Annotated in this window: 27 protein-coding genes and 2 pseudogenes; 10 read left to right on the forward strand and 19 right to left on the reverse strand. The window is 68.7% G+C overall.

Features of this window, described 5'->3' with window-relative positions; translation table 11 throughout:
* Positions 1-295: 295 nt before the first annotated feature.
* Together A5673_RS12365 and A5673_RS12370 are read left to right on the forward strand one after the other, a co-directional pair.
* Positions 296-2,227, forward strand: a complete 1,932-nt coding sequence (locus A5673_RS12365) for an NAD(P)/FAD-dependent oxidoreductase (RefSeq protein ID WP_068232079.1) — start codon at positions 296-298, stop codon at positions 2,225-2,227.
* Positions 2,228-2,237: 10 nt separating this feature from the next.
* Positions 2,238-3,263: an alcohol dehydrogenase family protein gene (locus A5673_RS12370; RefSeq protein WP_068232081.1), complete on the forward strand. Its 1,026-nt coding sequence runs from the start codon at positions 2,238-2,240 to the stop codon at positions 3,261-3,263.
* A 17-nt stretch (positions 3,264-3,280) separates the two neighbouring features.
* Here the strand turns inward: A5673_RS12370 and A5673_RS12375 are convergent, their stop codons facing one another.
* Together A5673_RS12375 and dtd are read right to left on the reverse strand one after the other, a co-directional pair.
* On the reverse strand, positions 3,281-4,198 hold the full coding sequence (locus A5673_RS12375; protein ID WP_068232084.1) for a class I SAM-dependent methyltransferase: 918 nt from the start codon (positions 4,196-4,198) through the stop codon (positions 3,281-3,283).
* Positions 4,199-4,233: 35 nt separating this feature from the next.
* Positions 4,234-4,665 (reverse strand): D-aminoacyl-tRNA deacylase, encoded by a 432-nt coding sequence (gene dtd / locus A5673_RS12380; protein ID WP_068232086.1) that lies wholly within the window; start codon positions 4,663-4,665, stop codon positions 4,234-4,236.
* 51 nt (positions 4,666-4,716) lie between these two features.
* Here dtd and A5673_RS12385 point away from each other — a divergent pair, with 51 nt between their 5' ends.
* Positions 4,717-5,022 (forward strand): MTH1187 family thiamine-binding protein, encoded by a 306-nt coding sequence (locus A5673_RS12385; RefSeq protein ID WP_068232091.1) that lies wholly within the window; start codon positions 4,717-4,719, stop codon positions 5,020-5,022.
* Here A5673_RS12385 and A5673_RS12390 read toward each other — a convergent pair.
* Entirely contained in the window at positions 5,019-5,513 is a 495-nt protein-coding gene (locus A5673_RS12390) for a macro domain-containing protein (RefSeq protein ID WP_068232094.1), read from the reverse strand. The two genes, A5673_RS12385 and A5673_RS12390, sit on opposite strands and share 4 nt — an antisense overlap.
* Positions 5,514-5,832: 319 nt before the next feature.
* Here A5673_RS12390 and A5673_RS12395 point away from each other — a divergent pair, with 319 nt between their 5' ends.
* Positions 5,833-7,107 carry a competence/damage-inducible protein A gene (locus tag A5673_RS12395; RefSeq protein ID WP_068232096.1) on the forward strand — a complete coding sequence of 425 codons (1,275 nt, stop codon included), beginning with the start codon at positions 5,833-5,835 and terminating at the stop codon, positions 7,105-7,107.
* Positions 7,108-7,109: 2 nt separating this feature from the next.
* Here A5673_RS12395 and A5673_RS12400 read toward each other — a convergent pair whose 3' ends face one another.
* Positions 7,110-8,384 carry an MFS transporter gene (locus tag A5673_RS12400; protein WP_197518362.1) on the reverse strand — a complete coding sequence of 425 codons (1,275 nt, stop codon included), beginning with the start codon at positions 8,382-8,384 and terminating at the stop codon, positions 7,110-7,112.
* 51 nt (positions 8,385-8,435) lie between these two features.
* On the opposite strand from A5673_RS12400, the gene A5673_RS12405 reads away from it, so the two are divergent.
* Positions 8,436-9,503, forward strand: a complete 1,068-nt coding sequence (locus A5673_RS12405; RefSeq protein WP_068232098.1) for an amidohydrolase family protein — start codon at positions 8,436-8,438, stop codon at positions 9,501-9,503.
* Positions 9,504-9,509: 6 nt separating this feature from the next.
* On the opposite strand, the gene A5673_RS12410 is transcribed toward A5673_RS12405, so the two are convergent.
* Together A5673_RS12410 and A5673_RS12415 are read right to left on the reverse strand one after the other, a co-directional pair.
* Positions 9,510-9,671: a hypothetical protein gene (locus tag A5673_RS12410; protein WP_197518363.1), complete on the reverse strand. Its 162-nt coding sequence runs from the start codon at positions 9,669-9,671 to the stop codon at positions 9,510-9,512.
* A 23-nt stretch (positions 9,672-9,694) separates the two neighbouring features.
* Positions 9,695-9,883 (reverse strand): hypothetical protein, encoded by a 189-nt coding sequence (locus A5673_RS12415; protein WP_068232104.1) that lies wholly within the window; start codon positions 9,881-9,883, stop codon positions 9,695-9,697.
* Positions 9,884-10,100: 217 nt separating this feature from the next.
* Between A5673_RS12415 and A5673_RS12420 the strand changes: the two genes are divergently transcribed.
* On the forward strand, positions 10,101-10,493 hold the full coding sequence (locus tag A5673_RS12420) for a phage holin family protein (RefSeq protein ID WP_068232107.1): 393 nt from the start codon (positions 10,101-10,103) through the stop codon (positions 10,491-10,493).
* Positions 10,494-10,497: 4 nt separating this feature from the next.
* Here the strand turns inward: A5673_RS12420 and A5673_RS12425 are convergent, their stop codons facing one another.
* The 7 genes and pseudogenes from A5673_RS12425 to A5673_RS12455 all read right to left on the reverse strand — a co-directional run bounded on the left by A5673_RS12425 (position 10,498) and on the right by A5673_RS12455 (position 15,735).
* Positions 10,498-11,280 carry an enoyl-CoA hydratase/isomerase family protein gene (locus A5673_RS12425; protein ID WP_068232110.1) on the reverse strand — a complete coding sequence of 261 codons (783 nt, stop codon included), beginning with the start codon at positions 11,278-11,280 and terminating at the stop codon, positions 10,498-10,500.
* Positions 11,277-12,260, reverse strand: coding sequence for an FAD-dependent oxidoreductase (locus tag A5673_RS12430; protein ID WP_082958694.1), 984 nt, complete (start codon positions 12,258-12,260; stop codon positions 11,277-11,279). The genes A5673_RS12425 and A5673_RS12430 overlap by 4 nt, the downstream gene beginning before the upstream one ends.
* Before the next feature lie 17 nt (positions 12,261-12,277).
* Entirely contained in the window at positions 12,278-12,745 is a 468-nt protein-coding gene (locus A5673_RS12435; protein ID WP_068232115.1) for a hypothetical protein, read from the reverse strand.
* A 330-nt stretch (positions 12,746-13,075) separates the two neighbouring features.
* A pseudogene (locus A5673_RS30000) lies at positions 13,076-13,513 on the reverse strand (Fur family transcriptional regulator); the annotation flags it as partial.
* Positions 13,514-14,085: 572 nt separating this feature from the next.
* Positions 14,086-14,580 (reverse strand): SRPBCC family protein, encoded by a 495-nt coding sequence (locus A5673_RS12445; protein ID WP_068232120.1) that lies wholly within the window; start codon positions 14,578-14,580, stop codon positions 14,086-14,088.
* On the reverse strand, positions 14,580-15,221 hold the full coding sequence (locus A5673_RS12450; RefSeq protein ID WP_068232123.1) for a nitroreductase family protein: 642 nt from the start codon (positions 15,219-15,221) through the stop codon (positions 14,580-14,582). Before A5673_RS12450 ends, A5673_RS12445 begins: the two co-directional genes overlap by 1 nt.
* Positions 15,222-15,252: 31 nt before the next feature.
* Entirely contained in the window at positions 15,253-15,735 is a 483-nt protein-coding gene (locus tag A5673_RS12455) for a carboxymuconolactone decarboxylase family protein (RefSeq protein WP_068232126.1), read from the reverse strand.
* A 174-nt stretch (positions 15,736-15,909) separates the two neighbouring features.
* Here A5673_RS12455 and A5673_RS12460 point away from each other — a divergent pair, with 174 nt between their 5' ends.
* Genes A5673_RS12460 through A5673_RS12470 form a run of 3 tightly spaced genes read left to right on the forward strand, consistent with a single transcriptional unit; the run spans position 15,910 to position 18,819 of the window.
* The gene (locus tag A5673_RS12460; RefSeq protein WP_231971037.1) at positions 15,910-16,626 is read left to right on the forward strand and encodes a hypothetical protein; all 717 of its coding nucleotides are present in this window, start codon (positions 15,910-15,912) and stop codon (positions 16,624-16,626) included.
* An 8-nt stretch (positions 16,627-16,634) separates the two neighbouring features.
* Positions 16,635-18,077, forward strand: coding sequence for a class I adenylate-forming enzyme family protein (locus A5673_RS12465; RefSeq protein WP_068232134.1), 1,443 nt, complete (start codon positions 16,635-16,637; stop codon positions 18,075-18,077).
* 28 nt (positions 18,078-18,105) lie between these two features.
* On the forward strand, positions 18,106-18,819 hold the full coding sequence (locus tag A5673_RS12470) for a hypothetical protein (protein ID WP_068232137.1): 714 nt from the start codon (positions 18,106-18,108) through the stop codon (positions 18,817-18,819).
* Positions 18,820-18,860: 41 nt separating this feature from the next.
* On the opposite strand, the gene A5673_RS12475 is transcribed toward A5673_RS12470, so the two are convergent.
* From A5673_RS12475 to A5673_RS12500, 6 genes and pseudogenes are all read right to left on the reverse strand, one after another.
* On the reverse strand, positions 18,861-19,718 hold the full coding sequence (locus A5673_RS12475) for a lipase family protein (RefSeq protein WP_068232139.1): 858 nt from the start codon (positions 19,716-19,718) through the stop codon (positions 18,861-18,863).
* The gene (locus A5673_RS12480; RefSeq protein ID WP_068232142.1) at positions 19,718-20,332 is read right to left on the reverse strand and encodes a YbhB/YbcL family Raf kinase inhibitor-like protein; all 615 of its coding nucleotides are present in this window, start codon (positions 20,330-20,332) and stop codon (positions 19,718-19,720) included. Before A5673_RS12480 ends, A5673_RS12475 begins: the two co-directional genes overlap by 1 nt.
* A 38-nt stretch (positions 20,333-20,370) precedes the next feature.
* Complete coding sequence (locus A5673_RS12485) at positions 20,371-20,814, reverse strand: SRPBCC family protein (protein ID WP_068232146.1); 444 nt, start codon at positions 20,812-20,814, stop codon at positions 20,371-20,373.
* Between the two features lie 36 nt (positions 20,815-20,850).
* Positions 20,851-21,856, reverse strand: a pseudogene (locus A5673_RS12490) (zinc-binding dehydrogenase).
* Positions 21,857-21,876: 20 nt separating this feature from the next.
* Positions 21,877-22,299 carry an SRPBCC domain-containing protein gene (locus A5673_RS12495; protein WP_068232149.1) on the reverse strand — a complete coding sequence of 141 codons (423 nt, stop codon included), beginning with the start codon at positions 22,297-22,299 and terminating at the stop codon, positions 21,877-21,879.
* Complete coding sequence (locus tag A5673_RS12500) at positions 22,296-22,610, reverse strand: helix-turn-helix transcriptional regulator (RefSeq protein WP_068232152.1); 315 nt, start codon at positions 22,608-22,610, stop codon at positions 22,296-22,298. The genes A5673_RS12495 and A5673_RS12500 overlap by 4 nt, the downstream gene beginning before the upstream one ends.
* 86 nt (positions 22,611-22,696) lie before the next feature.
* Here A5673_RS12500 and A5673_RS12505 point away from each other — a divergent pair, with 86 nt between their 5' ends.
* A complete protein-coding gene (locus tag A5673_RS12505) occupies positions 22,697-23,413 on the forward strand; it encodes an MBL fold metallo-hydrolase (RefSeq protein ID WP_068232155.1) in 717 nt (238 codons plus the stop codon).
* Positions 23,414-23,487 lie beyond the last annotated feature (74 nt).

Here is a 23,487-nt window from a genome sequence, read left to right on the forward strand (position 1 = left end):
CGCCAACGGCGGCAACGGCGGCAACGCCGGGATCATCGACATGGGCACCTACAACCCGTCGATATTCGGTCTCGGCGGCAACGGCGGTAATGGGACCGCTACCGGGCATGGCGGCATGGGAGGCCTGGGCGGTGACTTCGGCGCCCCCGGCGCGAACGGAAAGCCTTAACAGCATCCGACGGGCGGCGCTCGGCTCCTTGATCCGCTGCGGCGCAACGGGGTAGCGTGGTGCCGGCAATTACGAAACGCGCAGTAGCGTAATTCGCAGGCCCCGCCTACCGGAAGGATCGGCTTGATGCGCAGCCGCTATGCCGGCCATCCCTTCACCACGCCGACGGACGAGATCGCGGCCGCCCTCGAGGATGTCAGCATCCCGACCCTGCTGCTCTCCCTCGTCCACATCACCGGCGACCCCCGGTTCATCCGAGACTTCAAGCCCATGGGGATTTTCCTCAACGAGGTTCAGGGGTTCATGTCCGAGGAGGACAAGGCGCGGGCCCGCGCGGCGGCGCTCCCGGTACTCGCCGACTACCGGGACCGCGGTTGCCCCGAACCCGAACCGCTGGGCCTCGAACTCATTCGCGAGATGATGGACTGGGCGGCCTGCGAACACGTCACCGACGATTACCTGCCGCTGATCCTGGAAGAGATGGATCTCGATGGCCTCGATCCGCGCCGTCCGGCCGCCCTCCCGCCGGAGTCCGCGGCCGACCTTCCCGTCCTGGTGGTCGGATGCGGCGAGTCCGGCCTACTGGCCGGGATCCGGCTCAAACAGGCCAACATCCCCTTCACCATCGTCGAAAAGAACGCCGGGCCCGGCGGAACATGGTGGGAGAACAGCTATCCCGGCGCCCGCGTGGACGTCGCGAACCATTTCTATTGCTACAGCTTCGAACCCAACAACGATTGGACACACTTCTTCGCCGAGCAATACGAGCTGCAGGACTACTTCACCGGGGTGATGAACACGCACGGCCTGGCCGAGCACATCCGGTGGAACACCGAGGTGCTCGCGGCGCAGTGGAACGACGACGACGGGTTGTGGAACGTCTCGCTGCGCGGCCCCGACGGCCAGACCAGCACGATCACCGCGCGGGCCGTCCTGACCGCGGTCGGTCAGCTCAACCGGCCCAATATCCCCGCATTCGACGGCGCGGACACCTTCGAGGGCCCGTCATTTCACTCGGCGGCCTGGGACCACTCGGTTGATCTGACCGGAAAACGCGTCGCGCTCGTCGGCGCCGGCGCCAGCGGCTTTCAGATCGCACCCGCGATCGCCGGCCAGGTCGAGCAGCTCACCGTGTTCCAGCGCACCGCCCAGTGGATGTTCCCCAACACCATGTACCACGACGAGGTCGGCGACGGGGTGCGCTGGGCGATGCGCCACCTGCCCTGCTACGGCCGGTGGTACCGGTTCCTGGTGCTCTGGCCGGGCGCCGACAAGGGACTCGACGCCGCGGAGGGCGACCCCAACTACGCCGATCAGGACTACGCCGTCAGCGACATCAATGCCGCCGCCCGAATGATGTTCTCCCAGTGGATCACCAGCCAGGTCGGCGAAGGTCACGAATTGTTGGACAAGGTGTTGCCCGACTATCCCGCCACCGGGAAACGGACACTGCAGGACAACGGCAGCTGGCTGCAGACGCTGCAGCGCGACAACGTCGAGTTGGTGCGCACGCCGATCCAGCGGATCGCATCGCACGGCGTGGTCACCGAGGACGGCGTGACGCACGAGGCCGACGTCATCGTCTACGCGACCGGGTTTCGCCACACCGATGTGTTGTGGCCGCTGAAAGTGACCGGCCGCAACGGGGTTGACCTGCACCAGATGTGGGGCAGCCGGCCGAACGCCTACCTCGGCATCACGGTGCCGGGATTTCCGAACTTCTTCATCATCTACGGGCCCGGAACCCATCTCGCCCATGGCGGCAGCCTCATTTTCCAGTCCGAACTCCAGATGCGCTACATCGACCAGTGCCTGCAGCGGCTGGCCCGGGAGCAGCTGCACTCGGTGGAACCAAAAGCCGAAGCCGCCACCGCCTGGCATCAGCGGACGCAGACCCAGATCAAGAAGATGGTGTGGTCGCACCCCGCCGTCAAGCACTCCTACTTCAAGAACGCCGACGGGGAGATCCACACCGTCAGCCCGTGGCGCCTCAACGAGTACTGGGCCGCGGTGCGCACCCCCGACTGGTCCAACTTCGTTGTGCGAAAAAGAAAGTGAGCACGCCACCATGCGAACGGTAGTCCTCGACGGACCCCACAACATCGAGGTCGACACGCGCCCCGATCCGGCGCTCCCCGGTCCCGACGGGGCGATCGTGTCGGTCACCGCCGCCGGGATCTGCGGGTCCGATCTGCATTTCTACGAGGGCGACTATCCGCTGGTCGCGCCCATGACGCTCGGCCACGAGGCGGTCGGCACCGTCGTCGAAGTCGGGCCCGACGTGCGCACCGTCAAGGTCGGCGACCGGGTCATGGTGTCCTCGGTGACCGGCTGCGGCGCCTGCCCGGGATGTGCCACCCGCGACCCGGTGATGTGCTTTTCCGGGTTTCAGATTTTCGGTGGCGGCGTGCTTCCGGGCGCGCAGGCCGACCTGCTCGCAGTGCCCGCGGCCGACTTCCAGTTGCTCGAGACGCCCGAAGGGATCAGCACCGAGCAGGCGCTGTTGCTCACCGATAACCTGGCCACCGGCTGGGCGGCGGCCCAACGGGCCGATATTCCGCCCGGTGGCACGGTGGCGGTCATCGGCCTGGGCGCGGTGGGCCTCTGCGCGCTGCGTTGCGCTTTTTTTCACGGCGCCGCAACGGTTTTCGCCGTCGACCGCGTCGACGGGCGGCTGGACCGCGCCGCCGCGTGGGGAGCGACGCCGGTCAAGCCGCCGGCGGTCGAAGCCATCCTGGCGGCCACGGGCGGACGCGGCGCCGACGCCGTCATCGACGCCGTCGCCACCGACGCGTCCCTGACCGACGCGCTGAATGCGGTGCGGCCGGGCGGCACCGTCTCGGTTGTCGGCGTGCACGATATGAACCCGTTTCCGCTCAACGCGCTGGGCTGTCTGATTCGCAGCATCACCCTGCGGATGACCACGGCGCCGGTGCAGCGCACCTGGCCGGAATTGATCCCGCTGCTGCAAGCCGGCCGGCTCGACGTCGACGGCGTCTTCACCACCACCCTGTCGCTGGACGAGGCGGCCAAGGGCTACGCGACCGCCCAGTCGCGGTCCGGCGACGAGGTGAAGGTCCTGCTGACGCCCTAACGCCGCCTCCGGCGCTGTCAGCCCGACCGCGTCGCCGTGATGTATTGGGAGCGCATGAACGCGTCGATCTTGACGTCCACCGGCGGCGGGGTCATCCCGTAGCCGGCCTGCAGGTCGAGCGTAGTGCGGACGGGTTCGACGGCCCAGCCGTGCGCGGCGAGCCATTCCGCGGGGTCACCCTTGGGCTCGTAGGTCAGCGCGGAGAAGTCCACATCACCGGACATGTTGACGCCGGGGTGGTCCGTCTCGAGGGCGGCGAGCCGCTCGCGGTCCAGACGGGAGCCCAACGCGCCGATGGCGATTCGGCTGTCCGGCGCGCTGAGCCCGCCGATGCGGGTGAAGAGCGCGTGCTGGGCTTCGCCGGTCAGGTACGGCAGCACGCCCTCCACCGACCAGGCGCTGGGGGCTTCCGTTTCGAAGCCCGCCGCCTCCAACCCCCGCGACCAGTCGGTGCGCAGATCGGCCGCGACCTCGACCCTGCGGGCTTTGGGCGCAGCGCCGTGCTCGCCGAGCACGCCCGTCTTGAATTCGAGGACCTTCGGCAGGTCAACCTCGAAAACCGTTGTGCCAGCGGCCCAGTCAAGGCGGTATGCGCGGGAGTCCAATCCGGCGGCGACGATCACCGCCTGTCGGATGCCCGCCCCGCCGGCGGCGGCGAAGAAGTCGTCGAAGAACCGGGTCTGCACACCGTAGAGGCGTGGGAAGGCCGTCTCGTCCTCGGAGGTTCCCGGATTGGCGAGCACGCCCGCCAGATACGGGTCCTGCGCGGCGGCGATGAAAAGCTGCGCGTATTCGTCGCGGACCAGCGGCCGCGGGCTGATGGCATGCAGCGCACGCCATCCCGCCACCAGCAACGCGGTGTAGCCCACCCCGCTGACGATGTCCCACTGGTCGTCGTCGGAGCGGAGCGACCCGAATTCTGGTTTGGTGCTCAATTGATGCCTCCCGTTCGCCTCCCAACGTACGCCGCTCACGCTTCCAGGAGCACCGTCACCGGTCCGTCGTTCACCAGTTCGACCTGCATATTCGCGCCGAACACGCCCGTCTGCACGTCGGCGCCCAGCGCGTGCAACGCCCCGGCGAACGCGTCGACCAGCGGTTCGGCCACGGCTCCGGGGGCCGCCGCGTTCCAGGACGGCCGCCGGCCCTTCGCGGTGTCGGCGTACAAAGTGAACTGGCTGACCACCAAGATCGGCGCGCTGACGTCGGCGGCGGACCGTTCATCGGCGAGAATGCGTAGATACCAAAGCTTTTCGGCCAGCCGTCGCGCCTTGCCGGGATCGTCGTCGTGAGTGACGCCGACGAAAGCCAACAAGCCCTGCCCGGCCGGCCGGATAGCGCTTACCACGTGGCCGTCGACCGACACCGACGCCGATGAGACCCGTTGCACCAGAACCCGCATGGTCTTCGATGCTGCCAGGCGGGGGGAGAAAGCCGTGGGTAGGCTCGTGACGTGTCCGTGCTCGTCGCTTTTTCCGTCACCCCGCTCGGCGTGGGCGAGGGCGTCGGAGAGATCGTTGCCGAAGCCGTTCGGGTGGTCCGCGAATCCGGCCTGCCCAACGAGACGAATTCGATGTTCACCGTGATCGAGGGTGACACCTGGGCGGAAGCGATGGCCGTCGTGCAGCGCGCCGTCGAGGCGGTGGCCGCGCGGGCGCCCCGAGTCAGCACGGTGATCAAGGTGGACTCGCGGGCTTCGGCCCGGGGCGCGATGACGCAGAAGGTCGCCTCCGTCGAGCGCCATCTGTCCGGCGGCTAACCGCGAACCGCGTCGCGGAACGCCCCCTCCGCCGCGTCACCGTGCACGGCGAAGACCACCTTTTCCAGCGAGCTCGCCCGGTGTTGCCGGACGGCCCCGACCATCAGCCGCGCCGCTTCGTCGAGCGGGAACCCGCCGACACCGGTGCCGAACGCCACCAGCGCCAGCGAGCGGCAGCCGAGCTCGTCGGCCTTGCGCAAGGTGGCGGCGGTCGCCCGGGCGATGATCTCGGCCGAGGTCGGGCCGCCGAGCTCCATGGTCGCCGCGTGGATGACGTAGCGCGCCGGCATGTCGCCGGCGGTGGTCTCCACGGCTTCCCCGAGCCCGATCGGCGCCTTGTCGGTCGACTCGCGCTGCACCTCGGGCCCGCCGGCGCGGGCAATGGCCGCGGCCACGCCGCCCCCGTGCCGCAGCTGGGTATTGGCGGCGTTGGTGATCGCGTCGAGTTCGAGCGTGGTGATGTCGGCCTGAACGACTTCTAACTCGATCATTCGTTCATTGTCGCGCGCCGCACGGCGTCGGCGCCCGTCACCGGATCCGGTCGAAACCGCGGAGAATAGGCTGGTCGGGCTCCACAGACAGGCGGGCGCGATCGGAATGACCAGCGAAACACCTAGGAGTGGCGGGCCCGGCGAGGCGAGCGCGCCCGGTGCGCCCGGCGGTCGCGGCGGCGCCGGCGGCCGAGGCGGGACCGGGGGAGCAGGGGGCGCCGGCGGTGCCGGCGGTCGCGGCGGTGATGGCGGCCGGGGCGGCGACGGCGTCGCGAGGCTGCGGAGCCTCGCCGCGGCTTGAGGCCCGTTCAGTAGGCTCATCCCGGTGAGCGCACGCGCGGGCATCGTCGTCACCGGAACCGAAGTCCTCACCGGACGCGTCCAAGACGCCAACGGCCCCTGGATCGCCGATCGCCTGCTGGAGCTGGGCGTGGAACTGGCGCACATCACCATCTGCGGCGACCGGCCCGCCGATATCGAGGCCCAGCTGCGGTTCATGGCCGAGCAGGGCGTGGACCTGATCATCACCAGCGGCGGCCTGGGGCCCACCGCCGACGACATGACCGTCGAGATCGTCGCCCGCTTCTGCGGCCGCGAGTTAATCCTCGACGAGGCAACCGAGAACAAGATCGCCGACATCCTGAAACACATGATGGCGCGCTTCGAGGGCGTCGACTTCGAGGCCGTACGCGCCGCCAACCGCAAGCAGGCGATGATCCCCGCCGGTGCCCAGGTGCTCGACCCGGTGGGCACCGCGCCGGGCGTCGTCGTAGGGGGCAAGCCGGCGGTGATCGTGCTTCCGGGGCCGCCGCGCGAGCTGCAGCCGATGTGGCGCCGGGCCATCCAAACCCCGGCCGCCCAAGAAGCGATTGCGGGCCGAACGACATACGAGCAGAAGATGATTCGCATGTTCGGTTTGCCGGAGTCGGGGCTGGCGGAAACGCTGCGCGACGCCGAGAAGGCGGTCGACGGCTTCGGCGCGCTGGAGATCACCACCTGCCTGCGGCGCGGCGAGGTGGAAATGGTCACCCGGTACGAGCCGGTCGCCGCGGACGCCTATCAGCAGCTGACCCGGCTACTGCGCGAAAGGCACGCACAGCAGATCTTCTCCGAAGACGGCTCGAGCATCGACGAGCTGGTCGCAAAACTGTTGTCGGGCCGCCGGATCGCGACGGCGGAATCCTGCACCGCCGGACTGCTGGCGGCGCGGCTGACCGATCGGGCCGGCTCGTCGGACTACGTGATGGGCGGCGTGGTGTCCTATTCCAACGAGGCGAAAGCGGACGTCCTCGGCGTCGAGAAGGCTCTGATCGACAAACACGGCGCGGTCTCGGAGCCGGTGGCCGAGGCGATGGCACGAGGTGCGCTGCAACGTTTCGGCGCCGACACCGCGGTAGCGATCACCGGGATCGCCGGTCCCGGTGGCGGAACGCCGGAAAAGCCGGTCGGCACGGTGTGTTTCACGGTCGCGCTGGCGGACGGCCGCACGGACACCCGGACGCTGCGGCTGCCGGGCAACCGGTCCGACGTGCGGGAACGATCGACGACGGTGGCGATGCACCTGCTGCGGCGCATCCTGACCGACGCCGACTGAGTTCACGCCATTTCGGTTGGCAGGAAAGCGCTTTCGGCCGTACCGAAGCGAATACCCGTGGCGTCCTTGCCGATCATCGTCAGGAATGCCACGGCGATCAGCACCGGCACGATCGTCGCGGCCAGCGCGAAGGGGTAGCCATGCGACTCGGCCAGGCGTTCCTGGATGGGCAGGTTGAACGCGGCCAGCAGGTTTCCCAGCTGGTATGTCACGCCGGGATAGAGGCCGCGGATCGCGTCGGGCGACATCTCCGTCAGATGCGCGGGGATCACGCCCCACGCGCCCTGCACGCACACCTGCATCAGAAACGAGCCGAGACACAGCATCGCCGCGCTGTGCGAGTAGGCGAACAAGGGCACGATCGGCAGCCCCAACAACGCGCAGAAGATGATCGTGTGACGGCGGCCGAAGCGCTGGGACGCCGTCCCGAACACCAGACCGCCGAGGATGGCGCCGAGGTTGTAGACGATCACGATCCATTTGACGGTCACGCTGGACAAGCCGGCGCCATGGTTGGTCGTCGCCCCCAGGAAGGTCGGGTAGACGTCCTGCGTCCCGTGGCTCATCCAGTTGAACGCCGTCATCAGCAGCACCAGGTAAACGAATCGGCGGACGATCGCGCCGTCCCGCAGCACGTCGCGAATCCTGGTGCTGGTCAGCCTCATTCGGTCCTGTGCGGCCTCCCAGACCTCGGATTCCTCCACGCGATAGCGGATGATCAGGCTGACCAGCGCCGGGATGATGCTCAGCCCGAACAGCCAGCGCCACGACAGGCCGAGCCAATTCATCACCACCAGCGAGGCGACGCTCGCGAGCAGATAGCCGAAGGCGTAGCCCTCCTGCAGCAGCCCGGAGAAGAACCCGCGCCGCTCGACGGGCACCTTCTCCATCGCCAGCGCCGCACCCAGCCCCCACTCGCCGCCCATCCCGATGCCGTAGAGCAGGCGCAGGATCACCAGCACGGTGAAGTTCGGCGCGAACGCGCACAGGAATCCGACGACGGAGTAGAAGATCACGTCGACCATCAGCGGAAGCCGCCGCCCGATGCGGTCGGCCCACAGGCCGAATATCAGCGCGCCGACGGGGCGCATGAGCAGCGTGGCGGTGGTGACGAACGCGACCTCGGCCTTGCTGATATGGAAAGTCTTGGCGATGTCGGCGTAGACGAGCACGACGATGAAGTAATCGAAAGCGTCCATCGTCCAGCCCAGCAACGCCGCGACGAACGAATTCCGCTGATCGGATGTCAGCTTGTTTTCCGGACGTTGCGCGCTCACCTGAGCAATCGTGCAGTACCGGGCGGCGATGCGCGAGAGTAAGTTCCGGATATGCGAATCATCGACGCCGATGGACACGTCGCCGAGAACTCCTCACTGGCGATCGAAGCGATCAAGCGCTGGCCCGACCACGTCAAGCCCAGCACCGACGGGCGGCTGCGGTTGACGCTGGAGGGCCGCAATTACCCGGAGGATCAGGGTCCGGGAGCGGGGTGCCCGCCCGAGCACGGGATCAGCAAGGCGCCCGACATCAATTGCCGGTCACCCGAGGGCGTGCTGGGCGACGCCGACCGCGACCACATCGACACGATGGTGCTGTACCCGAGCATGGGGCTGTGCGCGCCCAGCCTCGAGGATCCGGACTTCGCCGCGGGATTCTCGCGGCTCTACAACCAGTGGATCGCGGATTACTGTGCCTCCTCCGGTGGCCGGTTGCGCGGGGTCGCGGTGACCCCGATCGAGCACGGCCAGGCGGCCATCGACGTCATGACCGAGGCCAAGGAGCTCGGGCTGGTGGCGACCCTGGTGCCGCCCGCGCTCAAGACCCGCAACCTGGATCACCCCGACCTCGACCCCTTCTACGCCGCCGCCGTCGACCTTCAGATGCCGCTGGGCGTCCATGGGGCGCCCGGGATTCACCTGCCGAAGATCGGGGTGGACCGGTTCACCAACTACATCCAGGTGCACTGCATCAGCTTTCCGTTCGACCAGATGACGGCCATGACCGCCATGGTCTCCGGCGGCGTCTTCGAACGGCATCCCCGGTTGCGCGTCGCCTTCCTCGAGGCGGGCGCCGGCTGGGTGCCGTTCTTCATCGATCGCCTGCACGAGCATTACGAAAAGCGCGGCGACTGGGTCGAGCGCGGCTGGCGCCGCGACCCGCACGAATACCTGGCCGCCGGCAACATCTTCGTGACGTGTGAGCCCGAAGAACCGATCCTGCCCGGCGTGATCGACGTGCTCGGTGCCGACTTCATCATGTTCGCCAGCGACTACCCGCACTGGGACGGCGAATGGCCGGAGAGCACCAAGCACCTGCGTACCCGCGCCGACATCAGCGAGGAGGCGCGCGAAAAGATCGGCGGGCTCAACGCCCAGCGCTTCTACAGCCTGAACTGAATGGCCTCAGCCGTCGCCGAAACCCGACCGCTGCCAGAACCGGGCGATCAGCTCGGCGAGTTGCTCATCGGTCAGCTCTGGGTTGAGGCGGCGGAGGATTCCTTCGATTTGCTCCATCCGCTCACGCCGCTCGTTGTCGCGGAGGTGTGCGGTGCGGTTGGTTGTCATCATGTTCTCGGTCCCGCGATCGATCAACGCTGAGCCGAAACTGCCGGACTGGAAATCGGACCGGCCAATCTGGCCTCGGCGTCCTCGACTGCGGCGAGCATGCGATCGCTGAGAGCCAGGCATTCCCGCTCGCCCAGACCGCCCTGCAGGGAGTATCCGAGCTGACGCACCTCGATGGCGAACCGATGCAGGTCATCACAGAGCTGCTTCATGGCACCTTCTCGACTGGAAGGAATTTGCATAAGCCGCGGACGCCCACGTCCTAGCCGGCGGACCCAATCCCGGACGCCCACGTCCCGCCGAATCGGGGATAGCGCCCTCAATGCTAGGCCTGTAGGGGGCCGTTTTCACCACCGCCGTTAGAGATAATTCCGCCGGGTTGCATTTCGAGCGCACGAACGAACGGGACCGCGTGGGAGGATCCTTCGCATGGGTCCTTTTCTGCTTCGCGCCGCGTTGACCGGCCTCGCCATGTGGATCGTCACCCTCTTCATGCACGGGATGAGATTCGTCGGCGGCAACACCACGCTGCAGACGGTCGCGATCATCTTCGTCGTCGCCGTGATCTTCGGTCTGGTCAACGCGTTCATCAAGCCGGTCGTCCAGATCCTGTCGATTCCCCTGTACATCCTCACCCTCGGGCTCATCCACGTCGTGATCAACGCCTTGATGTTGTGGATCACCGCGTGGATCACCGCGCACACCACGCACTGGGGGCTGCAGATCGACCACTTCTGGTGGACGGCGATCTGGGCCGCCATCCTGTTGTCGATCGTGAGCTGGGTGCTGTCGCTGGTCATCCGCGACGTCACGCGCGCCTAGATCGTCAGCGGCCCTGCCAGCGCGGCGGCCGCTTCTCGGCGAACGCGCGGGGCCCCTCCTTGGCGTCCTCGGTCTCGAAAACCCGGTCGCTGTGCCGTGTTTCGTTGTCGTAGGCCGCCCCGAGCTCGAGCGACAGACCCTCGACGGCCGACTGTTTCGTCGCAAAGACGGCGAGCGGCGCGTTGGCCGCGATGCGCTCGGCGTAGTCGTACGCGGTGTCCATCAGTTGGTCGGCGGGCACCACCCGGTTGATCAGCCCCATGGCCAGGGCCCGCTCCGCGTCCACCATGTCGGCCGTCAGCAGCAACTCCATCGCCAGCGGGTACGGCATCTGGCGGGGCAGCCGGACGGTGCTCCCGCCGCCGGCGAACAGGCCGCGCTTCGGCTCCATCACCGCGAAACGCGCCTCGGGCACGGCGACGCGAATGTCCGTGGAGGTCAGCATCTCGAAGCCGCCCGCGACGCAGGTGCCGTTGACGGCCGCGACGATCGGCTTGTACACCGGGAACCGATGCAGGACGGCGTGGATCGCGTCGTCCTTGTTCCAGCCCTCGGGCTTGGGCAGGTCGCCGGTGAGTTCCGGGATGAATTTCTTCAGGTCGGCGCCCGTGCAGAAGTCCCGGCCGACGCCGGTGATCACCGCCACCCAGGCGCGATCGTCGTCGCGGAATGCCGCCCACGCGTGGGCCAGGTCGCGGAAGTGCTCCATGTCCAAGGAGTTGCGCGTCTCGGGACGGTTGATCGTGATGGTCGCGACGTGGGCCTGCAGCGAGTAGTCAATGCTCATCGCCCCTCCGGGTGATCGACCAGGCGCAGCACGTCGCGCGCGCAACCCCACGACAGCGTCACGCCGTTGCCGCCGTGCCCGTAGTTGTGCACGCACCGGGCCCGCCCCAGCTGCTCGGCCTCCAACCGCACGGCCGGCCGGTCCGGGCGCAGCCCGGTGATCGTCTCGATCACCTCCGCCCCGCACAGCCGCGGTTCGATACCGCGGCACCGCTGCAGGATCCGGTCGGTCACCTCGGGATCCGGGGTGGTGTCCCAGCGGCCTGGAATGCTGACGCCACCGCACACCACCCGCTGCGGATGCGGGAAAAAGCACGTCCATTCCCGGCCATGGCTCAACTCGATAAACAGTTGCCGCACACCGGGATTCGTCAGGACGACGTGCTGGCCGAACACCGGCCGCACGGAGTCGTCGCCGGTCAGCGCTGCCGCGCCGAGCCCGGCGCAGTTGACGACGATCGGCGCGGCGTCGGCGGCCTCGCCCAGCGACCCGACCGATCGCACCTCGATCTCACCGCCGGCCGCGTCCAGCCGGCGGGTCAGGTAGTCGAGATAGCGCGGCATGTCGATCATCGGCATGCTGGCGCGAAACCCGGCGCCGAAGCCGTCCGGCACGTCGGCGGGGTCGGCCGGCCGCAGGTCGGGGATCAGCTTGGCCGCGGGCGAGGCCGCCTCGGCCCCGATGAATTCGCCGACGGCCAGCGCCGGCGCCAGGAGCACCCCGGTGCCGGGCTCGTCGGCCAGGTCGCGAAACACCCGCAGCGAATGCGCGGTCCAGTCCAGGGTCGCCGCGGCGCGTTCGGCCGGGCGCGGGGGCGCCCAGACCGCACCGGCCACCACGGACGTCGTCTCTTGCGGCATCGCGGCCGCCCACACGCGCACCGGTCGGCCCGCCTCGGCCAGGCAGATCGCGGACGTCAAACCGCTGACGCCGGCACCGATGACGAGAACAGGCTGGGGGTCACCCGCGTCAGTCGCCAATGGCCGGCAAGCTCCCGTCAGGAATGGGGGGGTGGCGGGCCGTTCTGGCCGCCGAGCAGCCCGTTGAGGATGCCGAGGGTGCCTTGCACACCGGCAGGCGGGGCGCTGGGGGGCAGTGCGGCGTCGGGCGTCAGCTGCCAGGGCTGGCACCCCGAGGTCTTGAACGATTTGTCCGTGGGCTCGATCTGCACTACCTGCGGCTTCTTGCTCAGGGCGTTGTCGACGAGGTTGCCGTCGGGGTTGCCCGTCCGCTTCCAGTAGCAGGTGCCGTCTCCGACGGGTCCCGCCGAGCTGTAGATGCCCGGAGCGATGTCGCTGCCGACCGCGAACGTCCCATCGTGGTCCATCGTGGTCTTCGGCCCTGGTGGGGGAGTCGGCTCCGGATCGGCGCCGGCGACGGCCGCCGACGCTGCCGCCCAGCCGGCAAGCAGCAGCCCCGCGGTCACCGATCGTGCCGTCACGGATGCTTTAACCTTGAACCCCACGAGGCAGCAGTTTACCGGTGCGAGCAACCCATTTCATGTGGACGTTGACGAGGGCGAAACGGACGGCTCGATGCGAGGCCCGTTGCTGGCCACTGTGGCATCAGCGATGTCGTAGCGCGCCCACCCGGCATTGGCTCCCAGCCCGCCTGTCCCAATTCCGGCCGCCTTCAACCCCGTGATGGGCGTGAGCGGGCCGGGGGCGCGCCATTCCCCCGGCGCCGGGGTTGGCGTTGGCGCCGGCACCAGTTGGCCATTGCCCGGTGGGGGGTTGCCGCTATCGCCCGAATCGAGCATGCCGTCGGGGAGTTGTTCGGTGGGGCTGTGATCCTCGATGGGTTGAGACACGAGTGTTTCCGAGCAGCCGGGACAGCGACCCCAATAGATGACCTCCGCCCCGTCGAGCTGAAAGCCGTTGGTGTCCGCGACGGAGAGGCAGGGAGCCCCACCGATGGCGCAGTCGACGTCGGCGATGGCCCCGCAACTCCGGCAGACCATGTGATGGTGGTTGTCGCCTACGCGAGTTTCGTAGCGTGCGACCGAGCCCGGGGGCTGGACCCGTCGCAAGAGACCGACATCGGTCAGCGCGTGCAGGATGTCGTAGACGGCCTGCCGGGACACGTCGGGCAGGCACGCGCGCACGGCTCCGATGATCGTTTCCGTGTCGGCGTGCGGGTTCAGCTGCACCGAATGAAGCACGGCGATGCGCGGGCGTGTCACCCGCAGATCGGCCGAACGAAGACGCTCCGCATAGCGCGCCACCGAGGGCATCTGAACCAGGAGAAGGTCTTTTCTGGAATTGATCAAGCCTCTGACCCTTCATCAAACCGGGAAAGCGGTTGACGTCGTGGCGCCGATGAATACCGTTTCCATAGCTTAGTTTTCGCGGCGGAACTCAGGTTAGGGTCCTTTGGCACCTTGTGGTGAGTTTTCGACAAATCGCGGACCTCTTTTTAGGTCCCCCATCCCCACCATCAACCAAATCTTGGGTCGCGAGCGGGAAAGGTCTCGGCCGAGCAAAGCGCGCTCGCTCGGTGTACTGCGGGCATTCGCGGGGAGCTAAGTTCGAGCAGTCGCCGCCGACCGTTCGCGCGGCCGGGAGCGGCCCGCTCGCCGACCACGGCCACCGCCCCCGCCGGTCCGGCCAGGCGAGTTGAAAGCCTCGCGTCGCGACCCCGTGCCGGGCGATCGCGGCGCTCATGCGCGCATCGGCTTATTCGACCTCGACGAGCTGCACCAGCGTCGGACCGGGGAGGGCGAGCCGGGCACCGGGTTTGGCCACCGACATCTTTGACCGCACGCGGCTCGCGGATGGCGAAAAGCGTTGGGGTGGAAGGCGGTTCTTACGTCAGGCGGCGCACTTTGCCGGCGTAGCCCAACGCGTGCTCGTACGTGTCAAGGTTGTCGCGGGAAATCCTCGCGTGCACCGGGCGCTCGAGGAAGAAGCGCAGCACCGGGTTGTAGGCGTGGTAGGTCTCGTGAAAGGTCAGCACGGTGGTGCCGTCGGGCTGCTCCTCGAGTTCGTGATAACCCTCGGCGCGGGACCACAACGGCGCGCCGACCGCAACATAGCGCGACAGCTTGTACATTTCCGCCTCGGTCACGGTCTCCCACGACCGCGCTCGGCCGCCCGACAGCAGGTACTTGGGGACCGGGAAGATGCAGGTGCGGACCAACCCCTCACCTGCCTCGTTGCCCTCGTTGAGGATCTCCATGCTGCCCGTGGGCCACGTGAGCACCCGCGGCCGGGGCGCGTTCGGTGGAACGGGCGGATGAAGCACCCGCCACACTTTCCTCGGCGGCGCGTCGACGTGGAATCGCACGGTATAGGACTGCATCAGCGTTCTCCAGCGGGGTGTCCCCAGGTGTCCCAGTAAGTGATGGTCTCCGCGGGTGGCCGCTTGGCCGGCCGGAAGTCGGTGCCGATCGTGTAGGCCACGGGGAACAGCGCGGCCTGGGTGGCCGTGTCGGGGATGCCGAGCAGCTCGGCCACCTCTTGCTCCCTGGCCAGGTGCATCGTCGTCCACACCGACCCGAGGCCGCGCGACCGCAGGGCAAGCAGGAAACTCCAGCCGGCCGGGATGATCGAGGCCCAGGCCGACGCGGCCGTCAGCAGGTTCGAGTTGTCGATGCGGTTGTCCAGGCAGGGGATGACGTGCACGGGAACGCGGGCCAGCGTCTCGGTCAGGGCCAACGCGCCGGCATACACGCGCTGGGTCTGCGGATCGGACGCCTCGTTGGCCGCGTACGCCAGGTATTCGGCGCCGACGCGGCGATAGATCTCGGCGATCGCCGCGCGCTTGTCGGCATCGGTGATCACCAGCCAGCGCCAGTCCTGCGCGTTACTCGCGGTCGGCGCCTGCATGGCGAGCCGTATGCATTCGAGGATGACTTCACGGCCGACGGGTCGGTCGAGGTCGAGGCGTTTGCGGACGGCGCGAGTGGTGCTCAGCAACTCATCGACCGTCGCGATGTCCATCGGATCCTTACTGTTGTTGGTCGAAGCCGGATCAAAGCTCGATGGCGCAGGACTGGTCGACGCCGAGCACCGCCAGCGAGCGACCCAGGCCGAGGAACACCGCCACGCAGAGCGTCAGATCGAGGATCTCCTCGTCGGAGAACGCGGCGCGCAGCCGACCGAAGAACGCGTCGTCCATCGACGCGTGGTCGTTGGCGAAGCGTTCCGCGAACTCGATGGCAAGACGCTGACGCGGCGTGTAACCGGGGTAGCTGGCGTAGGCGGCGACGTGGTCGTAGAGCTCGGGGGCAACGCCGGCGTTCAGCACGGACTGGGCGCGAAAATCCGAGCAGGCGACGCAGTCGTTGATCTGGGCGATGCGCATCCTCGCCAGTTCCCGCTCCTCGGCCGGCAGGATGCTTTGCTCATACGCGCCCCGGATCATCCGCTCGACCATGCCGCCGAGCTGTGGCCGCAGCGTCCAGATCATGGCGGGTTCGCCGCCGGGACCGTCCGGCACATCGAGTCGGGCCATCCGTGAACTCCTGCCCGGTGAATGTCGTTACCGTAACGAAGCAAACCAGATTCTCGACTCGGCTGTCTAGGTCGGCGAACGCGCCGCATTGTGCATTTGTAGACCCGGCGCGGACGCCGGAGAGCGGCCGGGTTACCGTCCGTGAAACGAGGGCGTTCAAAACCAGAGCGTCCCGTGTTTGGAGGTCTCGGCGTGCTGTTCATGCACGAGGTACACAGGGTGCGCGGCCGCGCCGAAGACGACTTCGAGGCCGCGTTTCGCGAGGGCTGGATGCCCATGCTCGGCGCGGACGACGACGCCCGGCTGCTGTGGTATGCCGATCACGCCCAGGGCAGCGGCCCCGCCTACACCGTCGTCACCGTCACCGCGGTGCGCGACGGGGCGGCGTGGGAACGGCTCGCCCTGCGGGTGCAGCAGGGCGACCTGCAGAAGTGGATCCGCGGCCTCGACGAACTGCGCCACGAGGTGGAGGCGAAGCTGTTGGTCCCGCTCGTGTGGTCGCCCCTGCAGGAAGTGTCGTTCGACGACGTACCGACCGACGGCCGGGAGCACGAGCTGACGCTCTACATGGAAGACACCATGTGGCCCTACCAGGACAAGTTCGAGGAATACATCGACCGCTGCGGCGACGTCTACGCCCGCAGCCTGGAGCGGCCGTCCTCGATGCTGACCATCCAGGCGGCCTTTCAGCCCGCGCTGGGCAGCCACCTGCGCCGCGAGGTCATCCTGATGCAGCGCATCAAACGGCCGGAGCAACTGCTGGAGCTGCTCCGGACCCACATCCCGTCGGAATACCGCGCGCCGGGCACGTGGATGCACGACGCCCTGGATCTGCGCGACCAGTGGACCAGCCGGCTGCTGCGCACCTCCGCGTGGTCACCCCTGTATTAGGCCCCTAGATGAACACCGGGACCATCCTCGACGCCGCCGCGACAGGCGACCCGGCCCGGACCGCGCTCATCATCGACGGGCGCTTCATCAGCTACGGCGACCTGGCGGCGACGGTGCGGCGCTGCGCCGCCGCCCTGGCCGCTCGCGGGGTCGTCGCCGGCCAGCGCGTCGCCGTCGTCGACAACGGCAGCCTGCTGTCGATCGCGACGGTGCTCGGCGCGGCGCGCATCGGCGCCGCCGCCGCCTTGATGAACCCCGCGCTGACGCCGCCCGAGCTGCAGGGGCTCATGAAAAACGCCGGCTGCGCCGGCGTGGCGGTCGCGGGGGAGCCGTACGTCGGGCGCCTGCGGGACGCGGGCGCGCCGGGCGTGCTGACGGAGTCCGACCTCCCCGAGGAGGGGCCCGACCCGGCGCCGCCCGCCGGCGACGCCGCCGACCGGGACGCCCTCGTGCTGTTCACCAGCGGCACGACCGGGCTGCCCAAGGCCGTCGGCATCACGGGCCGGCGGCTGACCGCCCGGATCACGGGAATGGCGGCGCCCTTCCGGGCCGGAGCCAAACCCGCGCTGGGGATGATGTGCGTCCCGTTTTTCCATGTCGGTGGCGCGCTGGGCACGCTCGGCGGTCTGTACTCGGGCAACACCTCGGTGGTGCAGCCACGCTTCGACGCCGGCGAATGGCTGCGCCTGGTGGCGGAGCACCGGGTGGCGACCACCTTCATGGTGCCGACGATGCTGCAGCGCATCCTCGACCACCCGGACTTCCCGCACACCGATCTGACGTCCTTGGTCGCCATCGCGTATGGGGCCGCCGCCGCGCCGATCGCGCTGGTGCGCAGGGCGATGGCCGCGCTACCGCACGTCGCGTTCGCCAACGTGTTCGGCCAGACCGAGACGCTCGGGGCGTACACGACCCTGCTGCCCGGTGATCACCGGGACCCGGCCCGGACGGGTTCGGTCGGCCGCCCGCTGCCCGGGGTGGAGGTGCGCGTGGTCGACCCGGCCACCGGCAACGACGTTGCGCGCGGAGCGGTGGGGGAGCTGTGGGTGAACACCACCCAGAACGTGACCGAAGGCTGGCTGCGCACCGGCGATCTCGCCCGCCAAGATGCGGACGGCTACATCTTCCCGTCCGGCCGGCTCAGCGACACCATCAACCGGGGTGGCGAGAAGTTCGGGCCGGTCGAGGTCGAGGAGGCGTTGCGGTCCCACCCCGCGGTCAGCGACGTCGCGGTCGCCGGGCTCGCCGACGAGGAGCTCGGCCAACGGGTCGGGGCGGCCGTAGTGGCTTGCGCCCCAGTGACACTCGAGCAGTTGCGGGCGCACTGCCGCGAGCTGATCGCCTACTTCAAGCTGCCCGAGCAGCTGGCGATCGTCGAAGAGATTCCCTACAACGCGACCGGCAAAGTGAGCCGCCGCCAGATCGCCGCGCTCATCGTGCACGAGACCTGACCTAACACCTGAAAACCCGGGAGTGCCAGTGCTGTTTCTTCACGAGACCCACAAGGTGGTGGGCGCGCGGCAGGACGAATTCGAAGCCGCCTACCGCGACGGCTGGATGCCCACGCTGGCCGGCGAGGACAGCGCGCGGCTGCTCTGGTACACCAACCACGCCCACGGCAGCGGGGCGTCCTACAACGTCGTCACCATCACCGGGATCAGCGACGGCGCGGCCTGGGAAAGCCTGGCCCGCCGGGCCCAGACCGGGGACCTTCGCCCGTGGATGCGCGAACTGGACAACCTCCGCCACGAGGTGACGGGCAAGCTGCTGCTGCCGGTCGCGTGGTCGCCGCTGCAGACCGTCGACCTGGCCGGCGTGCCCACCACCGTCCAGACCCACCCACTGACCATGTTCATGGAGGACACCGGCTGGCCCCATGCGCCCTTGGACGACTACATCCGCTCCTGGGACGAGATCTACTACCGGCCGCTGTCGCAGGCGCCGGCCCGGATGCGCATCCTCGACATCCAGGCGTGCTTCCAGGTGGCCCACGGCAGCTCTCGTCGTCGAGAAGCCATGCTGTGGCAGAAGATTGACGACTCCAACAACTACGCGGCCCTCGTCCATCTGCTCACCAAGGAGGTCCCGGCCGAGCATCGGGCGCCGGGCAGCTACATGTTCGAAGCGCTGAAGTTCCGCGATCAGTGGCAGAGCCGGCTGCTGCGGACGTCGGACTGGTCACCCCTGTACTGAGCCGGGCGCCCGGGGCTGCTGACGATGTGAGCAAGCGCCCGTCACGGCTTGCACGCCGGCTCCAGCGGCAGCACCGGCCCGCCCGATTGCAGGGACAGCAGATACAGGTAGGTCGCCAGCGAATGTTCGCATAGCACCGAGTATTTCACCAGCACCTTCGGCGGCAGCGGCACCAGCCGAATCGGGTTCAGGTCGTGGCGCGTGAGGACGTGCTCGTAGCCGAAGGGCGGCGGCAGCGCGGGGACGACGTCCAGCCGGTTCGCGACGCGGTAGGAGTTCTTGACCACCTGGTCAAAGGTGCTGGCGAACAGCGAATCCCCAACGCGGGGACTGGCATAGGTGTAGACGGCCGGGTCGGTGAATGCCGTGTTGGCCGCGACGTCGAGGGCAAGCAGCGTCGCCAGGGCCCCGCCCAGGCTGTACCCGCAGATCGTGACGACACCGACGGGTTGCGAAAAAGGAAGCGTTGCAAGCGCTTTGACGACAGTCGGCGCCCCCGGTTCGGTGCCCGTCCGCAGGGACTGGTACATGTCGGTGAAGCCGTCTTCCGTGCGGCCGGCGCCGGTCAGGAAGGGGCAGGGCACCTGGAGAAAATCGGCGTCGTGAATCCATTCCAGCGTCCCCTCGGTGCCGCGGAGCGCGATCGCCACATCGCCGGTCTTGTCCCGCTGGCAGATCAGTCCGATGGACACCTCGGCGTCGGCCCGGCCCGGGTTCATGTCGGTCGCAAGGTCATTGGCGTAGATCGTCGTGACCACGGTGTAGTCGATGCCGCCGGCGGTCAGCGTCTGGCCGGCCCGGTTGGTCAGATCGCCCGGCGGCGTCGCGTAGGTGGCGTTGACGAGTTGGCCGAATTCGATTGCCTTCGCTGCGTCGAACGCCGGCGGGGTCGAAGGCATCAGCCCGCGAACGTCCCGGTGAACTGCGCCCGTCCGTGTCCGGCTGAGGCCTGTGTTATCGCCTGCGCCGCTTGCGCGCCGGCAAGCGCCGGCGGGAGCTCGAAGGTGGCGGGGAGTTGATACAGGGTGAACCTATAGTGGTGCACTCCGGTGCCCGCGGGTGGGCACGGCCCGCTGTAGGAGGCCCGTCCACCCGAGTTCGGCAGGCTGGTACCTCCGGCGGGAGTCTGACCGTCCGCCGTACTGCCGGGCCCCTGAGGGATGCCGACAACGATCCAGTGGATATACAGTCCGCCCACTGCGTCCGGGTCGTCGACGACGAGCGCCGCGCCCAACGGCGCCGACCACGTCAAGGGCGGCGCGACGTCGGCCCCCTTGCAGGTGTACTGCACGGGAATCGGAGCGCCGTCGGCAAACGCCGGACTGCTGATGGTCACGGGTCCGGTGCCCGGCGCCTGCGCGACGGTGCGACCCAGGGTGGTCACCTTCGGCGTCGACGAACCCGTCTCGCGGCTGCCACCCTTGCCGCCGCAGCCCGGCAGCGCCGCCAGAAGCACCAGAGCGGCGCCGACCGATGCGATGCGGTGAAACGTGCTCGCCGGTATCGATTCCATACAGGACAGTCTCGCTCCGGAGGCACGGGTTCCGGAAGCTACTTGCCGCCCTTGACTTCGAGCACGCGCTTGCGCAGGCCGTCGGTCGCCGTTTCCATCAGCCCCTTGGCGCCCCGTTTGACGAGGAATCCCGGGACCGGGACGGACAAGTCGACGGTGAGGTCGAAGCGCACCCGGGTGGAATCGCCATCGGGCGTCAGCGTGTAACGGCCCTCCTGCGCGCGTTGCTGCTTCGAGCTTTCCAGCGTCCAGCCCACGCCGTCGTCGTGGACGGAATAGTCGAGGACCTGCTCATCGCTGACGCCCACGATCTTCACCGTCTGCCGCGATTTGCTCGGATGGCCCTCGTCGTCGCGCTCGAGGATTTCAACCTTCTTGTGAAACGACGACCACTCGGTCAACGACTCGAGGTCGAACAGCACGTCCATGATCTCGTCCGGGGTCGCGTCGATGACGACTTCGCGGGAATCGGTGATAGCCATAACGGATTAAATAGCCACTGCCGCCGTGGCGAAAACTCACGGCACCAGGACGACCTTGCCGACGTTCTCCCGCGCCGCCAGGATGCGATGGGCCTCGGGCGCCTCGGCGAACGGGACCGCCGCGTGCACGACGGGGGCGATCGTCCCGTCGTCGAGGGCCTTGGCCAGGGGAGTGATCCAGGGCTCGAGCGTGCCGCGATCGTCCCACAGCCGCAGCATGTTGAGGCCGATCACGGCCTTCGACTCCGAGAGCTGATCGAGCAGGTTGAACCCGCGCAGCATCGCCAGCGCGTGCGGCGCGGCCGCGCGCAGCGACCGCTTCTCCCCGTGCTGCATCGCCGAAACCCCGTAACCCACCAGCCTTCCGCCCGGGCGCAGCAGGGCATACGACCGGCGCAGCGACGTGCCGCCCAGCGCGTCGAGCACCACGTCGTACGGGCCGAGCCCCTTCCACCAGCCGTCGCGGCGATAGTCGATCGCCCGGTCCACGCCCAGCTCGGCCAACTTCGCGTGCTTGGCCGGCGAGGCGGTGCCGTGCACGTCGGCCCCCGCGGCCGTCGCGAACTGCACCGCGGCGATGCCGACGCCGCCGGCGGCGGCGTGCACCAGGACCCGCTCACCGGCGCGCAGCGAGCCGTAACCGTGCAGCGCGGCCCAGGCTGGTCGCGTAGTTGACGGGAACCGCCGCGCCCTGTTCGAAGCTCAACGCGTCGGGGAGCCGTACGGAATCGTTCGCCGCGACATTGACAACCTCGGCGTAGCCACCGAATCGCGTGCCGGCCAGCACCCGTTCGCCGACGCGCCCGGCGTCGACACCGTCGCCGACCGCGTCGACCGTCCCGGCGACTTCGTAGCCGACCACCGCGGGCAATTTCGGGGCGTCGGGGTACATGCCGACGCGGGCGAGGTGGTCGGCGAAGTTCACCCCTGCGGCGCGCACGGCGACCCGCAGCTGGCCCGGACCCGGCGGCGGCGGGTCGGGCCGCTGCTCGACCCGCAAGACGGAGGGATCGCCGTGCTTGGGGATGACGATTGCGCGCATCGTGGTTCCTCCTCGAGGGCTCAAGCCTGCGTTGCGGCGCCGGACAGCCGGGGGAGAACGACGTCGCGCCAACCGGGGCCCATGCGGTCGAAGGCCTCGGCCATCCTTTTGTCATTGAGGTCAAAACCGCTGTGCTCCAGGAACACTCGGGTTCCGACCCCTTCCGGCTCCAGGCGCCAGGTCAGCGTCCAGGCCGCAGTGAAGGTATAGACGAAGCGGCGCGGGGGATCCACCTCGAGCACCTTGCACGGTTGCCTGCCGTAGCCGGGCATGTCCAGGGTGAACTCGTGGCCGACGACGGCGGCCACGTTCCCCTCGGCCCACCACCGTCGCATCAGCTCCGGTTCGGTCAGCAGCCGCCACACCTTCGCCGGTGGTGCGGCAACGAATTGGTCGACCCGGATAATGGCGGGCGCCTTTCCCGCTATGGGTGTTTCGGTCATTCCAGCTCCTGCGCTTCCTGGGCGAGGCCGGCCAGCCGGGCGCGCCAGAATTTCTCGAACGGGTGCAGCCACTCACCGAGTTGGGCCAGCGGCTCCGCGGTCAGGCGGTAGATGCGCCGGCGGCCTTGCGGCTCGTCGGCCACCAGCCCGGCGTCGCGCAACACCCTGAGGTGCTCGGCGACGGCCGGGCGGCTGAGCTCGAACCGGTCGCTGAGTTCGCCCGCGGACAGCGGCCGCGCGGTGAGGAGCTCCAGCAACTCCCGGCGCACCGGGTTCGCCAGGGCGACAAAGACGCGATCGGCCGTGGCCACCCCGCCAAGATATGTCGGGCATTTCCGACATGTCAACTTTTTCCGACGTGTCCCGCCGCGCCCGCGCTGCGGCTACCGTCCTTTGTGTGCACTTCGCGTGGGAGCGGCTGACCGACTCGGTCCACCGCTGCCGGCTGGCGTTCTGCGACGTCACGATCGGGCTGGTGCGCGGCAGCGGCGGAGCGCTGATCATCGACACCGGCACCACCCTCGCCGAAGCCGCGGCGATCGAGGCCGACGCACGTCAAGTCACGGGGCGCCGGGTGACCCACGTTGTGCTGACCCACCAACACTTCGACCATGTCCTGGGTTCGTCGGCGTTCGGCGCTGCCGAAATCCATTGCGCGCCCGAAGTTGTCGAATACCTGTCGTCGGCGACCGACCGCCTTCGCGAACACGCGCTGAGCTACGGCGCGCAGGCCGCCGAAGTCGATCGCGCGATTTCGGCGTTGCGGCCGCCCCGGCGCGGGCGCTACAACGCCGCGATCGACCTCGGCGATCGCACCGTCACGGTGACGCACGTGGGGCGCGGCCACACGACCGCGGACCTGGTCGTGGTGGTGCCCGCCCGGGACGGCGAAGACGAGCCGGTCGTGGTGTTCACCGGCGACCTGGTCGAGGAATCGGCCGACCCGTACATCGACGCCGATTCCGACCTGGCGGCCTGGCCGGCAACGCTGGATCGGCTGCTCGCCATCGGCGGCCCCCAGGCCCGCTATGTCCCGGGGCACGGGCGGGTCGTCGACGCGGAGTTCATCCGCCGGCAGCGGGATTGGTTGCGTGCCCGCGGCGGGCCGCGCTGACGGACCCGCCGGCACGGCACGGCAACGGTTTCGGCTCGGGACCATTGACCCCTGATTGAACCGCCTGCTCCGGG

The sequence above is a fragment of the Mycobacterium sp. E3198 genome, from assembly GCF_001667015.1.
Lineage (GTDB): Bacteria > Actinomycetota > Actinomycetes > Mycobacteriales > Mycobacteriaceae > Mycobacterium.

Excerpts from the sequence above, each read along its gene's own strand:
- A5673_RS12495 (WP_068232149.1), bottom strand. The coding sequence starts at position 22,299 with ATGACCGAAACACCCATAGCGGGAAAGGCGCCCGCCATTATCCGGGTC.
- A5673_RS12425 (WP_068232110.1), bottom strand. The coding sequence starts at position 11,280 with ATGAGCATTGACTACTCGCTGCAGGCCCACGTCGCGACCATCACGATC.
- A5673_RS12405 (WP_068232098.1), top strand. The coding sequence starts at position 8,436 with ATGCGAATCATCGACGCCGATGGACACGTCGCCGAGAACTCCTCACTG.
- A5673_RS12365 (WP_068232079.1), top strand. The coding sequence starts at position 296 with ATGCGCAGCCGCTATGCCGGCCATCCCTTCACCACGCCGACGGACGAG.
- A5673_RS12450 (WP_068232123.1), bottom strand. The coding sequence starts at position 15,221 with ATGGACATCGCGACGGTCGATGAGTTGCTGAGCACCACTCGCGCCGTC.
- A5673_RS12465 (WP_068232134.1), top strand. The coding sequence starts at position 16,635 with ATGAACACCGGGACCATCCTCGACGCCGCCGCGACAGGCGACCCGGCC.
- A5673_RS12445 (WP_068232120.1), bottom strand. The coding sequence starts at position 14,580 with ATGCAGTCCTATACCGTGCGATTCCACGTCGACGCGCCGCCGAGGAAA.
- A5673_RS12485 (WP_068232146.1), bottom strand. The coding sequence starts at position 20,814 with ATGGCTATCACCGATTCCCGCGAAGTCGTCATCGACGCGACCCCGGAC.
- A5673_RS12390 (WP_068232094.1), bottom strand. The coding sequence starts at position 5,513 with ATGATCGAGTTAGAAGTCGTTCAGGCCGACATCACCACGCTCGAACTC.
- dtd (WP_068232086.1), bottom strand. The coding sequence starts at position 4,665 with ATGCGGGTTCTGGTGCAACGGGTCTCATCGGCGTCGGTGTCGGTCGAC.
- A5673_RS12475 (WP_068232139.1), bottom strand. The coding sequence starts at position 19,718 with ATGCCTTCGACCCCGCCGGCGTTCGACGCAGCGAAGGCAATCGAATTC.
- A5673_RS12420 (WP_068232107.1), top strand. The coding sequence starts at position 10,101 with ATGGGTCCTTTTCTGCTTCGCGCCGCGTTGACCGGCCTCGCCATGTGG.
- A5673_RS12415 (WP_068232104.1), bottom strand. The coding sequence starts at position 9,883 with ATGAAGCAGCTCTGTGATGACCTGCATCGGTTCGCCATCGAGGTGCGT.
- A5673_RS12480 (WP_068232142.1), bottom strand. The coding sequence starts at position 20,332 with ATGGAATCGATACCGGCGAGCACGTTTCACCGCATCGCATCGGTCGGC.
- A5673_RS12370 (WP_068232081.1), top strand. The coding sequence starts at position 2,238 with ATGCGAACGGTAGTCCTCGACGGACCCCACAACATCGAGGTCGACACG.
- A5673_RS12455 (WP_068232126.1), bottom strand. The coding sequence starts at position 15,735 with ATGGCCCGACTCGATGTGCCGGACGGTCCCGGCGGCGAACCCGCCATG.
- A5673_RS12410 (WP_197518363.1), bottom strand. The coding sequence starts at position 9,671 with ATGACAACCAACCGCACCGCACACCTCCGCGACAACGAGCGGCGTGAG.